This window comes from Bdellovibrio bacteriovorus, assembly GCF_041888015.1.
In the GTDB taxonomy this organism is placed as follows: domain Bacteria; phylum Bdellovibrionota; class Bdellovibrionia; order Bdellovibrionales; family Bdellovibrionaceae; genus Bdellovibrio.
In genome coordinates this window covers 2,346,637-2,362,710 of the sequence record NZ_CP168968.1, presented here as the reverse complement: position 1 = coordinate 2,362,710, position 16,074 = coordinate 2,346,637, and the positions used below count along the sequence as shown (strand labels likewise).

12 protein-coding genes are annotated in these 16,074 nt (G+C 48.6%); 8 read left to right on the top strand and 4 right to left on the bottom strand.

Annotated elements, in window-relative coordinates; genetic code table 11:
- Positions 1-46: 46 nt before the first annotated feature.
- Positions 47-2,668, bottom strand: coding sequence for an aminopeptidase N (gene pepN, locus ACES2G_RS11370; RefSeq protein WP_374000206.1), 2,622 nt, complete (start codon positions 2,666-2,668; stop codon positions 47-49).
- 26 nt (positions 2,669-2,694) lie between these two features.
- Here pepN and ACES2G_RS11365 point away from each other — a divergent pair, with 26 nt between their 5' ends.
- Positions 2,695-3,051 carry a VOC family protein gene (locus tag ACES2G_RS11365; RefSeq protein ID WP_374000205.1) on the top strand — a complete coding sequence of 119 codons (357 nt, stop codon included), beginning with the start codon at positions 2,695-2,697 and terminating at the stop codon, positions 3,049-3,051.
- Positions 3,052-3,093: 42 nt separating this feature from the next.
- On the opposite strand, the gene ACES2G_RS11360 is transcribed toward ACES2G_RS11365, so the two are convergent.
- The 3 genes from ACES2G_RS11360 to ahpC form a co-directional block, all read right to left on the bottom strand.
- A complete protein-coding gene (locus tag ACES2G_RS11360; protein ID WP_374000204.1) occupies positions 3,094-5,073 on the bottom strand; it encodes an alpha/beta fold hydrolase in 1,980 nt (659 codons plus the stop codon).
- Between the two features lie 148 nt (positions 5,074-5,221).
- The gene (ahpF, locus tag ACES2G_RS11355; RefSeq protein ID WP_347357544.1) at positions 5,222-6,784 is read right to left on the bottom strand and encodes an alkyl hydroperoxide reductase subunit F; all 1,563 of its coding nucleotides are present in this window, start codon (positions 6,782-6,784) and stop codon (positions 5,222-5,224) included.
- A 188-nt stretch (positions 6,785-6,972) separates the two neighbouring features.
- A complete protein-coding gene (ahpC, locus tag ACES2G_RS11350; protein ID WP_347357545.1) occupies positions 6,973-7,539 on the bottom strand; it encodes an alkyl hydroperoxide reductase subunit C in 567 nt (188 codons plus the stop codon).
- 150 nt (positions 7,540-7,689) lie between these two features.
- Between ahpC and ACES2G_RS11345 the strand changes: the two genes are divergently transcribed.
- The 7 genes from ACES2G_RS11345 to ACES2G_RS11315 all read left to right on the top strand — a co-directional run bounded on the left by ACES2G_RS11345 (position 7,690) and on the right by ACES2G_RS11315 (position 16,074).
- Positions 7,690-8,652 (top strand): LysR substrate-binding domain-containing protein, encoded by a 963-nt coding sequence (locus ACES2G_RS11345; protein ID WP_347357546.1) that lies wholly within the window; start codon positions 7,690-7,692, stop codon positions 8,650-8,652.
- 116 nt (positions 8,653-8,768) lie between these two features.
- Positions 8,769-9,500, top strand: coding sequence for a molybdate ABC transporter substrate-binding protein (gene modA / locus ACES2G_RS11340; protein ID WP_347357547.1), 732 nt, complete (start codon positions 8,769-8,771; stop codon positions 9,498-9,500).
- A gap of 8 nt (positions 9,501-9,508) precedes the next feature.
- Positions 9,509-10,177: a molybdate ABC transporter permease subunit gene (modB, locus tag ACES2G_RS11335; protein ID WP_347357548.1), complete on the top strand. Its 669-nt coding sequence runs from the start codon at positions 9,509-9,511 to the stop codon at positions 10,175-10,177.
- Positions 10,165-10,893: an ATP-binding cassette domain-containing protein gene (locus ACES2G_RS11330; protein WP_347357549.1), complete on the top strand. Its 729-nt coding sequence runs from the start codon at positions 10,165-10,167 to the stop codon at positions 10,891-10,893. The genes modB and ACES2G_RS11330 overlap by 13 nt, the downstream gene beginning before the upstream one ends.
- Positions 10,890-11,639 carry a Crp/Fnr family transcriptional regulator gene (locus ACES2G_RS11325; protein WP_374000203.1) on the top strand — a complete coding sequence of 250 codons (750 nt, stop codon included), beginning with the start codon at positions 10,890-10,892 and terminating at the stop codon, positions 11,637-11,639. The genes ACES2G_RS11330 and ACES2G_RS11325 overlap by 4 nt, the downstream gene beginning before the upstream one ends.
- 165 nt (positions 11,640-11,804) lie before the next feature.
- Positions 11,805-12,578, top strand: a complete 774-nt coding sequence (locus ACES2G_RS11320) for a hypothetical protein (RefSeq protein ID WP_374000202.1) — start codon at positions 11,805-11,807, stop codon at positions 12,576-12,578.
- Between the two features lie 22 nt (positions 12,579-12,600).
- A complete protein-coding gene (locus ACES2G_RS11315; protein ID WP_374000201.1) occupies positions 12,601-16,074 on the top strand; it encodes a molybdopterin-dependent oxidoreductase in 3,474 nt (1,157 codons plus the stop codon).

The following is a 16,074-nucleotide window of genomic DNA, read 5'->3' as shown; positions in this document are numbered from 1 at the left end:
GCAGAAGCGTTGCGAAAAAAAGGGAGGCTTGTGGCCTCCCTTTTTTTTAAGATAATGCTGATTGTAGCAGTTCTCTTGAGTTTTTGGACAAGGACTCCACAGCGACCATGCGCTTGATCTGAGTCAGCGCCTTTTCTTTCATGGCAGGTTCCAACTTCTGAACAAAATTGAAAGCCGCACACAGACGGGCCGCGACTTGCGGGTTCTTGGTGTCGATCTCAAGGATCTTATCCGCATAGAACTCGTAAGCGTTGGTGTTTGGATCGTTGAAGCGCACCAGGTTTGCCCCAAAGGCGCGAAGCAACGAATACACGTTGTTCGGATTGGTGATGTTAAACGCCGGATGTTTCGTCAAAGCTTTGACGTCTTCCAGAACCTGCTTGCGGTTGGTTGTCGCTTGCGCCGTGAACCACTTGTTCAGCACCACAGAGTCGTTCTTCCAGTCCTCATAGAAGTTCTGAAGAGCTTTTTCACGGTGGGCAGATTCGGAATCAGCCAGAATCATCATCGCCGTCATACGGTCGGTCATGTTCTGAGCTTCCCAGTATTGTTTGTTCACAACTTCCATGATTTCCGGATCATGCAGTTCTGCCAAATATGCCAGCGCCTGATTTTTCAAAGAACGGTGGCCAAAGACCTTGGTGTCTCGGCTTTTTGGCTCTACGTTGTGGAACTTGCGATAGATATTCAACAAGGCACCACGGTTTTCTTTGGCAATAGCCTGACGAAGCGCTGTACGGGCTTGATAGAAAGCTTCTGCATCCAGCACAGCTTCTTCCTGGGCCAGGACCGCATAGCTTGGCAGTTGCAACATCTTGGCTTTGAAAGACGGGTCCATCGACTCATCCGCGATGATAGCACTGATGGCTTTTACAAAGCGCGGTTCTACGGTCAAAGCCTGCTTGGCGCGGGCCTGAGCGATCAACTTGTGCAACAGGCGCAAAGAAATCTTCTGGGCCATCTCACGACGGTTGAAAGAGTCCGTGTCTTTTTCCATTAGGAAGTACAAATCTTCTTCAGACGCGGCCCATTTCAAATTAATAGGGGCAGAGAACTCGCGAAGAACAGACAGCACCGGGCGATCCTTCAAGCCTTTGAAAGTGTAAACTTCCTTTTGCTCTTTGAGTTCGATCAGGTTTTTGCCATCGCTGTTCACGGTGATTTTGTCACAATCCAATTTCAGGTCGCTGCCGGATTTATCCAAAAGACCCATCATCAATGGAATATGGAAGGGCTCTTTCTGGGGTTGGCCCGGAGTTGCCGGACAGCTTTGTTCCAGAGTGACATTCAGCTCACCCTTGGCGGCGTCATAGCTTTCCTGGATCGCCACAATCGGAGTTCCGGCCTGATGATACCAGCGACGGAACTGCGTGAAGTCCTTGCCGTTCGGAGTGGCAATAGCAGAAGCGAAATCTTCAGTGGTTACAGCCTGACCGTCATGGCGCAGGAAGTACTCGTCCATGCCTTTACGGAAACCTTTGCGACCCACGATTTTTTGCATCATGCGGATCACTTCAGAACCTTTTTCGTAAATCGTCATAGTGAAGAAGTTGTCCACGGCCATGCACGACTCCGGGCGAACCGGGTGAGCATTCGGACCCGCGTCTTCAGCGAACTGACCAGCGCGCAAAGCGTCCACGTCCTCGATACGTTGAACACCACGATCTGTCATGTCAGCAGAAAATTCCTGATCACGGAAAACGGTCAAACCTTCCTTCAGGGACAATTGGAACCAGTCGCGCAATGTCACGCGGTTGCCGGTCCAGTTGTGGAAGTATTCGTGCGCGACCACAGATTCAATGCTGTGGAAGTCCACGTCCGTGGCAGAATTGGAATCAGCCAGTACCAGACGGGAGTTGAAGATGTTCAAGCCTTTGTTTTCCATCGCACCGGCATTGAAGTCATCAATCGCCACAATCATGTAATCGTTCAGATCGTATTCAAGCCCGAAAACCTCTTCGTCCCACTTCATGGACTTTTTCAGAGAATCCATGGCGTGCCAGCAGCGCTCTTGTTTGCCGTGAGCCGCATAGACTTCCAGATTGACCTTGCGGCCGTTGACGGTGGTGAAAGTGTCGCGAATCACGCCCAGGTCACCAGCAACCAAGGCAAACAGGTAGCAGGGCTTCTTGTGTGGATCTTTCCAGAAAGCTTTGTGGCGGCCATTGCCCAGGTCTTCAATTTTGATACGATCGCCGTTAGAAAGCAGAACTGGATATTTCAGTTTGTCCGCTTCAATAGTCACAGAATAAGAAGTCATCACGTCAGGACGATCAAAGAAGAACGTGATTTTGCGGAACCCTTGCGCCTCACACTGAGTACAGAAAATCCCGTTGGATTTGTAAAGGCCTTCCAAAGACGTGTTGTTCTGAGGCTGCAGTTCGGTTTCGATTTCTAAAGTGAAGCTGTCGGGAACTGATGGAACAATCAGTTCCTCTGCCGTGATCTGGTATTGGTCGGCAGTCAGAGCTTTGTCGTTGATTTTGATGCTGATCAGCTTCAAATCCTCACCATTCAGGTGCAGGGCGGCCCCGGCTTCGGTGCGGCGAAGCTGGCTTTTTGCCACAACTCGACAAAAGTCTTCATTTAGATTGAAGTCGAGGTTTACAGAATCCACCGTAAAAGCGGGGGCTTTATAGTCTTTCAGATAAATTTTCTCTTGTTTCATAAGGCCTCGATTCGGATAATGGGCAGATGAGTTTACTTTTCACTTCTATCACAATAAACACCCCGCATCTACAGGACATGCTGGGTTTTTATCGAATTATCGGCTTTCAATTTACAGCGTCAAAAGTTGATAAGGGGAGTGAAGTCCATAGAGCCGTTCACAATGGCGTCGAATTTTCTTTGTATAATATCCAGAATCCGCAGAGATCTCAGATTCCGAGTCTGCAGTTGGGATTTAAGATCACAGATCTGGAGAAAACCGTGCAGGAGCTTGTGAAGGTTCCTGGGGCGATGTGTATTTTAGACCCCACGGATATGCCTGATGGCAAGAAAGCCATTGTCTTGGACCCCGACGGGCATTCCATCGAACTTTGCGAACTATAAAACAAAAAAGCCCCGGACAACCGGGGCTTTTTCTTTGGGCCTCTACTGAGGCGTGGTGATGAACTGCGCTGAAGAGGCCTTAACCTGAGCCTCGATCGGCTCCAGACGTCCTTTCAGATACTTTTGCAGGAACTCCTCGGTGATCGCGTTGGCCCCCATGTTGTTGGCGGCTTTGGCAAATCCATGTCCTTCATCTGGGAAGAGAACATATTCCACCGGGATCTTTTTTGCGACCATGGCATTGTAGATCTGATCAGCTTCCGCTTTTTTCACGCGTGGATCGTTTGCGCCTTGAAGAATCAAAAGCGGCTTTTTGATCTTATCCACGTGAGTCAGCGGGGAGCGCTCTTTCAAAAGTTTTTTGCCTGCGGTTGTTGTCGGATCGCCGACCCGTTTGTACAGGTTCGCACGGAAGCTTTCCCAGTAAGGTGGGACCGTATTGAGCAAAGTCTCCAAGTTAGAAGGGCCGACGATATCCACCGCCGCTGCGAAAGTATCCGGTGTGAAGGTCACGCCAGCCAAGGCGGCATAGCCACCGTAAGAGCCCCCCATGATGGCCACCTGATTTGGATCGGCGTAACCGTTTTTTACCGCCCAGTTGACAGCATCAATCAGATCGTCGTGCATTTTGCGCCCCCATTGTTTGTCGCCGGCATTTAAGAACTTCTTCCCAAACCCTGTCGAAGAACGGAAGTTGACACTCAATACGTTGTATCCGCGATCTGCCAGCCATTGATGATATGGGTTGTAGCCATAGTCATCCCGGCCCCACGGGCCGCCGTGAACAAGTAGAACCAAGGACTTGCCCGCTGGTTTGCGAGCTTGTGTCAGATAGGACACCAGCTGGAATCCGTCACGGGACGGGATTTCGACGGCTTCCATCGGGCTTAGGCGATCTCCATAAGGAATCATGGCCTGGGTGTAGTATAACGGCTTGCTCAAGGTCTGAGTCTTGACGTCATAGAAGTAGAAAGCCACGGGTTTGTCTGTGGATTCTGCAAATAACACCCACTGATTTCCATCCAGGCTCATGGAAGTCACAGAGATTTCGGTGTTGAGCTTTTTCTCGATGTTTTCAAAGTGCTTTTGGAAGTCTTTGTCGAAGAACTGGATGTCGCGTTTTAGATAATAGGAAGACGCCCACAAAAGCTTTCCGGTTTGTGGATGCATTTGCAGATTTTGGATGTCAGAGCGGTCATCCGCTGCCAGCACTTTCATTTTATCAGACTTCAGATCCCATTCCACCAAAGCGGCTTTGTCGCGCTTGCGGCTGTCGACCAGATAGACTTTGCTGCCATCATGAGACGTGTCCACGGCCGAGGACGTCATGCTGTCTTCAAATGGGATGACACTTTTCTTGGAAAACTTCTTGGTCTTTGTATTCCATAGGAAAAGTGTGGCGGAGCCATCTTTATTGGATTTGCTGGCCAGAATCGGGTGGAAGTTTTTATCAAACAGGATGCCAGCAAAGTTCTCTGTATTTGTAAACAGATCTGTTGTCGCTTTGGTGGTCAGATTCAGGATCTTATAATCGAAGAACTTGGGATCGCCCTCGTTGGAAATAATCACAACTTCATTCGGGCGAAGATGACTGGTTTCCGCAATCTGAGACGTGGCATTGCCAGGTTTTGTGATTTCGGTGGTGTCGCCAGTGGCCACATTCAAAGTGTACAGGCCATAGTTTTCATCACCGGCCGTATCCTGACTGAAGATCAAGGTGCCGGGTGTGTAAGTCCAATTGTAACGGAAGATACCGCGTTTGGTATCGTGGGTGACAGGTTTTGCTGTTTCCGGCTTGCCAAATTCCTGAGCCCAGATGTTCAAAACACCTTTGTGCTCAGAAAGATAAGCCACATATTTTCCATCGGGGCTGATTTTGATACCCGTGATATCTGGATTGCCAAAAAGAACCTCACGCGGAATATATTCGGCGTTCACAGTTTCCTTTTTGTTTAAAGATTGGCAGGCACTCATGGCGAAAACCAGAGCTGCCAAGAAAGGCATTTTCAATACTGTCTTCATTAAATGGACTCCTGTTTTGGACCTTTATCGTAGGTCAGCCACTATTGGAGTCAAGAGGCCAGAGAGGGAAAAGGTACGGACTTACTTTGGGTAGCACGCACGCGTTAGACGCAGTTGAGCTGCCCAAAGTAAGTCCGTCCCTTGGTTCTTAAGAATGGTACATACGGTCTTCAAAAGCTGCCAGGGCGGCTTTGGCGCCTTCGCCCATGGCAATGACGATCTGCTTGTACGGCGTCGTGGTGACGTCGCCGGCAGCGTAAATTCCTTTGGCCGAGGTGCGACCTTTTTCATCGACGATGATTTCGCCGAACTTAGTCAATTCAATCGTTTCTTTCAGGAACTGGCTGTTAGGCACAAGACCGATTTGTACAAAGATGCCGTCCAAGTCCATTTTTTCCGTCTTGTTCAAGCCGCGATCCAGATACTGAATCTGCTGAACCTTCTGGCCATCACCGATGACTTTTTCAGTCTTCGCATTGGTGACGATGGAAGCATTCGGCAGGGATTTTAGCTTATCCACCAAAATTTTATCGGCTTTCAGTTGGTCGTTATATTCAAAGACCACAACCTCGCGCACGATGCCAGCCAAATCAATCGCTGCCTCAACGCCCGAATTGCCTCCGCCGATAACGGCGACCTTTTTGTCTTTATAGAAAGGACCGTCACAGTGAGGGCAGTAGGCCACGCCACGACCCAGATATTCTTTTTCACCTTCCACACCCAGTTCGCGCCATTTGGCACCGGTTGTGATGATGATGGAATCTGCAGTCATGTGCTCGCCACTTTCCAGCTCGATCGTTTTAGTTTTGCCTTCGGTCAGAATTTTCTTCACGCGACGGTTTTCAAAAACTTTGATCGGATAGCTGGCCACGTGCTGATTCAGTTGTGCTGCCAGTTGAGGGCCTTCTGTGTAGGTTACAGAGATCAGATTCTCGATTCCTTTGGTTTCCTGCACCTGACCACCGATTTTTTCAGTGATCATCGCTGTGCTCAAGCCCTTACGAACCGTATAGATCGCAGCAGAAGCCCCCGCAGGGCCGCCACCCACGACCAAGACGTCGAAGTGACCTAAGTTAGCATTCACAGGCTCAGTCGGAGCTGCATTTTCATCCACACCAAAAGTGGCTTCCAGTTTGGCAATCAGATCCATCAGTTGAATACGGCCTGAGTGGAACATTTTTGAATTGGCCACCAAGCTTGGAACCCCTTGGATTCCCAATTTTTGAACATCATCCTGCACATAACCACCATCAATGATCTCGTGCTTGATGCTTCCGTGGGCCAGTGTAATCTGATTGATGGCCTGAACCACGTCAGGGCAGTTTTCACAGGTCAAAGAAATGTAGGACTGAATAGTGATGTTCTTTTTCAGGCGCTTTGCACGAGCTGCAATCACGCTGTCCAAAGGCTTGCCTTTTCCGTCAGTGTTCAGAATGGCCAGAATCAAGGTGGTGAACTCATGACCGCCGGGAATTCCTTTGAAAGAAATACCGTTTGCTTTTCCTCTGTACTCGATATGGAACAATGGAGACGGAGAGGTTGTGCTGCCTTTGCGAACCACAATCTTATCTGAAGTGCTCGCAACATCTTCCAGCATTTCGACAAGTTCTTTGTTGTCTTCATGAGAGCTGTCTGCGTAAACAAGTTCGACGGTGTTTTCAAGAGCTGCGAAGACAGACTGAAGCTGTTCTTTAAGACTTTGATCTAACATGTTGCCTCCGTTCGGGGGAAATTACCTGAAAGCATCAACTGACTGCGTTGGTCGTCGTCGGCGTACGAGGAGTACGCCTTCCTCCTTCCGCCTTGCATTTGATGCTTTCAGCTAATTTCTGTTTTGCTGGGGACTTTGTGGGCTTGTCCCCGCCGTCGGCGGGGACTCGCTTCTGGGTAGAATCTAAATTAGATTTTACCTACTAGGTCCAAACCTGGTTTCAATGTGGATTTGCCTGGAGTCCATTTAGCTGGGCACACTTCGCCTGGATTTGCAGCGATGTATTGAGCAGCTTGAACTTTACGGAACAACTCATCAGCGTTACGGCCGATACCGTTGTCTTGAACTTCTGCAAGTACGATTTTACCAGCAGGGTTCACCAGGAAAGTACCGCGGTAAGCAAGACCTTCTTCTTCAATGTGCACGCCGAAAGGACGAGTCAATTGGAAGGTTGGGTCAGCAAGCATTGGGTACTTGATTTTTTTGATTGTTTCAGAAGCATCATGCCATGCTTTGTGTGTGAAGTGAGTGTCTGTGGAAACACCGTAAACTTCCACGCCCAATTTTTGGAAATCAGCGTATTTGTCAGCCATATCACCCAACTCAGTAGGGCATACGAATGTGAAATCCGCAGGGTAGAAGAAGAAGATGGACCATTTACCTTTAAGATCGTTGTGAGTCACAGTCTTAAAGTCATTGTGGTGATAAGCTTGAACTTTAAATTCTGGCACTTGCGTGTTGATCAGAGTTTGCATTTATTCTCCTTAGAATAATGGTGTTTGTTAATTGCTAGCAGACATCTTTCGTCTTTGAGACTAAGGGATCAACCACTTTTAAGGAAATCAATTAAAAGTATCTATTGATAGATTTTGTCTATTGCGGCATAATGGGCTCTGGGAGGCTTTATGGGCCCTAAAGTGAACTTTTCTCTGACGCAGTTGGAATACGTCATGGCTGTCCATAAGTACGGACATTTTGCCAAGGCGGCTCAGGCCTGCTTCGTAACTCAACCCACGCTCAGCATGCAAATACAGAAGCTGGAAGAGGATCTGGGGATTGTGATCTTCGACCGCTCTAAAAAGCCGATTCTTTTGACTCAAATGGGTAAGAAACTGATTTCTCAAATGCAGACAGTCCTGTTTGAGGCCAAGAAAATTGGCAGCATTATTCAGCAGGAAACTAAAGGAGCTAAACAAGGATCTTTGGCGATTGGTGTCATTCCAACTGTGGCACCGTATCTGTTGCCGCGACTTCTGCCGATGTGCGAAGAGCTTTTCCCGGAAGTGGATTTAAATATCAAGGAACTTCAGACCGAGCAGATCTTAAAAGCTCTGGATGATGACGAAATTGATGTTGGGATTTTGGCAACGCCCACTCAGGTGGCCAAGATGTTTGAGTATCCTCTTTATTATGAACCCTTTTATGTGCTCTGTGAAAAAGACCATGAGTACGCGCACATGAAAAAGATCAAATATCAAAGTTTGAGCATGGAAGATATTTGGCTGTTGGAAGAAGGTCATTGTTTGCGCAATCAGGTGCTGGATTTGTGCTCTGTGAAAAAGAACAAAGGGGTCGGCGGACGACGTTATAAGTTCGAAAGCGGCAGTTTGGAAACCTTAAAGAATCTGGTGGATTTGTATGGTGGCTATACCTTGCTGCCGTATCTGGCGACCGAGCAGATCGGGGACCGCAGTCAGATTGTGCAGTTTGAAAGACCTATTCCGGCCCGAGAGATCGGACTGGTGTATCGTCGTGAACACTACAAGAGTGAACTGATTGAAGCCCTGGGTGATGCGATTTTGAAAGCCATTCCAGATGAATTGCGACGTATCCGACCTAAAGATTTGGATGTTCTGCCTATTGCCTAGATGATCTGGCGAAAATACCCACCCCGCAGATGGAGTGGTGTTGAAAATTTGTCTCTTGAAGTGTGATAGGCCTGGTGAGATAAGAAGCCTAATTATCCGCTGAGAAGGAAGAGGCAATGAATGTTTTTTTTATGATCGCGTTGATGCTACTTCCCGTGGCAGCCAGAGCCGAAGAGGTTTTGGTGGCCGTGGCCGCAAACTTCACCTCTCCCATGGAAAAAATCGCCATCGAGTTTAAGCGGGACACCGGCCATACGGTTTCTGCCAGTTATGGTTCGACCGGCAAATTCTATACTCAAATTGTCAACGGTGCTCCTTTTGAGGTTCTCTTAGCTGCCGATGAAGAGCATCCTGATAAACTTTTGTCCGCAGGTTTTGCTCAAAGTAAAACCGACTTTATCTATGCTATTGGAAAACTCGTTTTGTGGAGCCCTAAAAGCAATTTTGTTGATTCACAGGGAGAGGTTTTAAGCGCAAAGAACTTCAAGCACCTTTCGATTGCTTCTCCGAAACTTGCGCCCTACGGGGCTGCCGCCGAAGAGGCTTTACAGAATTTGGGTCTTTGGAAAAAGCTGGAAGAAAAGTTGATTTATGGAGACAGTATTTCCCAGGCGCATCAGTTTGTTGTTTCTGGCAATGCCGAGATTGGCATGCTCAGTCTGTCGCAGGTGAAGTCAGCCAAAGGCAGTCTGTGGATTGTTCCTCAGAACCTCTACCGACCGTTAAGGCAGAAGGCGGTTTTGCTGAAGGCCGGTCAGGAAAAGAAAGCGGCAGAGGCATTTCTGGAGTTTCTCAAGTCCGAGAAAGCGCGAGGTATTATTCAAGACTTTGGATATGAAAGGAACTAGGGCGTGTGATGTTGGAGATCGTTCTGCTCACATTCAAATTAGCTCTTTTCACGACGCTGAGTCTTGTGGTTTTGGCAACCCCGCTGGCATGGTGGTTGGCGCGAAGTCGTTCCTGGCTGAAGATACCCATTTCCGCAATTGTGACTTTGCCGATCGTATTGCCACCGACTGTGCTGGGTTTTTATATTCTGATCTTATTGGCGCCTGATGGCTGGATCGGGATGTGGACGCATCAGCTAGATTTTGGCCCCCGGGCATTTACTTTTTCTGGCTTGTTGTTTGGTTCCATCATCTACAGTCTTCCCTTTGCCGTTCAACCTTTGCAGAATAGTTTCGAAGCCATGGGGTCGCGGCCATTGGAAGTCGCCTCCACTTTGGGGTTGAGTCCATGGCAGCGGTTTTCGAAAGTGGCCTTGCCCTTGGCAAAACCGGGATACATCGCTGCGGCTGTCTTGGTGTTTGCGCACACTCTTGGCGAGTTCGGGGTCATTCTTATGATTGGCGGAAATATTCCGGGGCGAACGAAGGTGATATCCACAGCTATTTATGATTATGTGGAGATGCTTCAATACGACAAAGCTCATATTCTTGCCGCAGGTCTGTTGGTATTTTCGTTTGTTATCATGGTCAGTCTTTATACCTTTCAACGCTGGGATGGGCGGCCGTGGGCGCGATAGTTGGATCGTTTGCTTTAAGTTATCCGGGATTTTCTTTGGAGATTGATTTCAATCTTCCAGGATCCGCTGTGACCATCGTGATGGGGCCTTCGGGGTCAGGAAAATCGACATTTTTAAGATGTCTTGCGGGGCTTGAAAAGCCTCGTGGCGAGTTGTTCTTCGGGGAAAAACACTGGCTAGGCGGGCAGGGGTTTACTCCGACTCATCAAAGAAATCTGGGATTTGTTTTTCAGGACGGAAATCTCTTTCCCCATCTTTCTGTCGAAGGAAACTTGCGTTTGGGGATGGGGGGCAAACAGCAGTCACTGTTTGAGTGGAACCATGTGATTGATGTTTTTGTCCTTAAAAAACTTTTAGATCGAACTTCCACCTCGCTTTCCGGAGGTGAGAAGCAAAGAGTGGCGATGGCTCGGGCCCTGTTGTCCTCGCCCGCACTGCTGCTAATGGACGAGCCACTGAGCGCTCTGGATATGGCGAGTAAGGCCGATGTCATGCCTTTTATAGAAAAGATGAAGTCAGAGTTTGGGGTGCCCACCATCTATGTGACTCATTCTCTTTTAGAGGCTTCTCGCATTGGTGACTATATTTTGCTGATGGAGAATGGTCGTTGTCAGGAGTTTGGGATCGCAGAAAAGATCTTTGCCAAAGATCGGGTGTTGCGTGAGGGCTTTTCCAGTTTGGTGGAATTGCAAAGAAGATTCGGTGTAGATCTATGAGAGAAAGCTTTGATGTCGTTAAAAAGATCAAATCCTTAGAGAGCTTTTATAGCGTGTCCGATGCGGCAATTCAGGTCCTGGCATCTCGTTGCCGATATGTTGATGTTGCAAAGGGCTGCTTTCTTTTTCACAGTAATCAGGGTGCGGAAAATGTCTATTTTGTGCTCTACGGATCCTTCAAGTTGCAAGATGGTGAATCTCTAAAAGATATTGTGATCTATGATTTCGCGGGACGAGGCGAGTTTTTCGGCATGATACATTCTATTTTGCGAGTGCCAACCTACCCTTTTTCGGCGGTTGCGAATGAAGACAGTGCGGTTTTAGCAGTGCCCTTGTCGGACTTTAATGAACTTCTCACAAATCATTCGGACTTTTGTGATCTGCTGCAGAATCAGATCGCACAACGCTTTAATGAAATCGTACATGATCGAAAGATGTCGCGCTTGATGGTGTCGCAGAAGTTAGCAGACTTTTTGTTGCGCACTTTGAAAAGGCCATCGTTGTCGTGTGGAGCGCGGATCGCCATCCCCTTAACAAGAGTGGACCTGGCTCGAAAAATTGTCACTCAGGAAGAAACAGTGATTCGTTTGCTGACGGCATGGACTCGAGATGGCTGGATCACCACTTGTCACAAGCATATTGAAGTGCTGGATCAGGCAGCGTTGGAAAAAATCATTTCTGAGGTTGTCCCCAAGTTGGCCTTGGGCGACGTTGTTTTGGCCCGAGGGCAAAATCGTATACGCTGATATATATCAGGAAATTTTTGTTATCCCCCTAGGGGATGGGAACATTAGTCCGTATAGCTATCTTCTTGTTTTCAATTGGCTTTCACATAAATCACGACTCCTGCCTTTGCCGTGATCATGATTTCCTTCATGTATTGGATTCCAGTCTCTGTTTAGATCATTGGCATGGACTTAAAAGATTTTAATGATCGTTGGCAAAAGGCACGACTTAGTGCCATTGAGCAAGTGCTGCAAAATCCAGAGCAGAGTGGAATGACCAGGGTTCTTCCTTTGGCATTGCGGGAAGAGCATCTTTTGGGGAGCACTCCCGCTGAGAAAAAAGATGAAGTTCTTCGTGCAGTGTTTTTGAACAGTCGAAAGCTGGCTCAGAGCTTTTCTCAGCATCAGGGACTTTTATTTGAGATCCAGGACTTTCAACTTCTTGTTCAGCAGTCAGGAATCCCTTGCTTTCAGGGGCTTTGGGAGTCCCGCAACAATGCGCTGGTATTGACCCGGGGCGCTTGCTCGTATGCCTCTGAAGCCCGGGATTTCGCTTGCACTTATTGGCGCGAAGCTCTGGATGGACTTGTCATGGGACTGGGCGAGGAAGAGCGCAGTGCCCGTCATGGGTGTTCACGGGTCGATGGCGGTGCCTGTGTGGATGTCCTTTTTGTTGAGGCTAATCCGGCACCAGGGAAGTCAGTTCGTTACGGAGCTATTCCTCCCATGTTAGTGGAGGATCTCGAACAAATTAAAGAGCAATTTACCACGAGTATGAAAACGGAAGTGGAGTTTGTGGGCTACAGTGCGGGCACACTTTATTTTCATTTTCCCAAGGGCACCTCTTGCGGCAGTGGCGCGATCTACACCTCAGCCCTTTTAAGTAAAATTCAAACTAAACATCCCTATATACAACTACAAGACATTTCACCTCGAGCGGTTCTGGGAGTTGAATCGTGAAAGGGAAATTGGAGGATCATCAATGAGCGAAGAGAAGAAGGGTCATATAAGTCGACGTTCCTTTGTGAAGGCGTTGACGGCGTCAGGAGGGCTTTTAGCGGCGTCCAGCTGGGCGAATGCAGTCCCTTTGCGCTTCTTTAATCCCCAAAATATCGAAAACCCCTTGGCGCAATACCCGGACCGTGATTGGGAAAAAATTTATCGTAATATTTTTGCCCATGATTCAAGTTTCGTGTTTTTGTGTGCGCCGAATGACACGCACAACTGTCTGCTGAAGGCTTACGTTAAAAACGGTGTGGTGACTCGTATTGGCCCCAGCTACGGCTATGGAAAAGCAACCGATCTTTACGGTAATCAGTCGTCCCATCGTTGGGATCCGCGTATCTGTCAAAAAGGTTTGGCATTGGTTCGCCGCTTCTATGGTGATCGTCGTGTGAAGGCTCCAATGATTCGTCGAGGATTCAAAGAGTGGGCAGATGCGGGATTCCCGCGAGACCCCGTTACGGGAAGTCCGGACGCGAAGTATTTCCAGCGTGGTAAAGACAAGTGGCTCAGAGCGGATTGGCAACAAGCCTACGATTACTCGGCAAAGGCGTTTGAGAACATCGCACGACATTATTCCGGCGAGCAGGGAGAACACTATCTTCATAAACAGGGCTATGACCCAGCGATGATTGAAGCCCTTGAGAAGTCCGGGACGCAAACGATCAAATTGCGCGGAGGCATGGCCTTCCTGGGAGCGACTCGTATTTTTGGTCTTTATCGGTTCGCCAACATGCTTGCACTGATGGATTCAAAGATCCGTAATGTGGATTCCACCAAGGCTGTGGGAGCTCGGGGCTGGGATTCATACAGCTGGCATACGGATCTTCCGCCAGGCCATCCAATGGTGACGGGATCTCAGACCAATGACTTTGACCTGTTTGCAGCAGAAAGATCCAAGCTCCTTTTGGTTTGGGGGATGAACTGGATCACAACGAAGATGCCGGATTCACACTGGATGACGGAGGCTCGTCTGAAGGGGACCAAAACTGTGGCGATTACAGTCGAGTACAGTGCCACAGCTTCAAAGGCTGACGATGTCGTGGTGATCCGCCCAGGGACGGACCCGGCGTTTGCATTGGGACTGGCACAGCAAATTATTTCTAAAAAAATTTACGATAAGGAGTTTGTTGAAACCAAAACCGATCTGCCATTCTTGGTTCGGTTGGATACTTTGAAGCCTCTGCACCCGGAAGAATTCATAGCAGACTTCAAAGAGCCTGATTTACATTCGATGAAGTTCCTAAAAAAGGGAGAAAAGCCTCTACCCGGACCGGAACAAAGAGATCAGTTCGCACCAGAGTCCATGAAAGATGATTTTAAGTCACTGGTGGTCTTTGACAGGAAAACAAAAAGGCTTCGCGCAGTTTCGCGCGATGAATATGGCACGCACTTTAAAGGTGTGGAGCCTGATCTTGGCTACCGTGGGTCGGTGAAGCTTTTGAATGGTAAGACTGTCAAGGTTCGTTCGATCTTCAACTTGACCGAGGAATACTTGAACGAAAATATGACTCCCGAAAAAGTGGAGTTGATCACAGGTGCTCCGGCCAAAGCCATTGTTTCTTTGGCAAAAGAAATTGCAGCCAACAAAGAGCACACTCTGTTTGCCTGTGGAATGGGCCCCAATCAGTTCTTCAATGCGGATCTTAAGGACCGCGCGATCTTCCTGGTTGCGGCATTAACAAGAAATGTCGGCTTCCCTGGCGGGAACGTCGGCAGTTATGCCGGAAATTACCGGGCGGCTTTGATTGGGGGCGAACCGGTTTACGCGGCTGAAGATCCATTCAACTTGCAGCTTTCTAAAGGCGGTAAAGTGAAGGTTGGCAAGTACTCTCACTATGAATCTTTGCACTATTACAATTATGGGGATCGTCCGCTGCGGGTGGGTGATAAGCTCTTTACCGGAAGCGGTCACATGCCGGTTCCAACCAAAGCAATGTGGTTGAATAACTCCAACTCAGTGATCGGGAACGTCAAGTGGCATTACGACGTCGTTCATAATACACTGCCGAAGATCGAGTTTATTGCCTACAGTGATTGGTGGTGGACAGGCTCGTGTGAATACGCGGACATTGTCTTCGCCTGTGATTCTTGGGCCGAATTTAAGCATCCGGACATGTGTGGATCTTGTACCAATCCGTTCTTGCAGCTTTATCCAGAAACCCCCATGCCACGTGTTTTCGATACCAAAGCGGATATCGAGATCATTGCGGGTGTCGCGAAGTCCTTGGCAAAGGTGAATGGCGATTCTCGTATGACCGACATGTGGAAGTTCGTTTACGACAACGACACGCATGAATATCTACAGCGCATCATCGATGCGTCCTTCACATTGAAGGGTTACAACATCCATGATCTTGAGAAGAAGGCCAAAGAGGGTATCCCGGCATTGATGAACAATCGCACGTACCCGCGTGTTTCTTCCTACGAACAGGCGAAATCAGAAATGCCATGGCATACGAAGTCAGGACGTTTGGAGTTCTATCGACACGAACCTGAGTTTATCGAGCATGGTGAGAATATGGTGATCTATCGCGAACCGGTGGATTCGACTCCGTATGAGCCGAATGTGATCGTGGCCCAGGGGCATGAGGCTATTCGCCCGAAAGCTCCAAAGGATTACGGTCTAAGTGATTCAGACACCAGTGTGGAAACCCGCCAAGTCCGTAATGTCGTCAAAACTGCGGAAGAACTGGTGCAGTCCAAACATCCACTGAAAATGAAGCTTTATACTCACGTTTATCATACTCCAAAATATCGTCATGGAGCACACACGACCCCTGTGGATACAGACATGAATGCCGTGTGGTTCGGTCCTTTCGGAGACGTTTATCGTCATGACAAGCGGATGCCGGCAGTCGTGGAAGGGTACGTGGATATTAACCCTTTGGATGCGAAGGCGATGGGTATCGAGGATGGCGACTATGTCTATATTGATGCGGATCCTTCGGATCGTCCATATCGTAATTGGAAAAAGGGAACTGAAGAGTACAAGATTTCTCGCTTGATGTTGCGGGCCCGCTATTATCCCGGCACTCCGCGAGGTATTGCCCGAACATGGCACAATATGTACGGTGCAACCTTCGGCAGCGTGAAGGGGCAAGAGACACGACCAGATGGATTGGCGAAATCTGCAGAGACGAATTATCAGGCGATGTACCGTTCGGGAAGTCACCAAAGTGCGACTCGCGCTTGGCTTCGCCCGACTTTGATGACTGAAACTTTGGTTCACAAAACGATGTTCGGTCAGGGACTTGAAAAAGGTTTTGCTTCGGACATTCACTGTCCAGTCGGAGCACCTCGTGAGGCCTTCGTAAAAATCACCAAAGCTGAAGGTGGTGGCCTTGGGGGGCAAGGGCGCTGGAGACCGGCGTCTTTGGGCTTCAGACCGACATACGAGAATCAGGCCATGAAAGAGTATCTCAAGGGCCGTTTCATGAAGGGAAAGGGATAA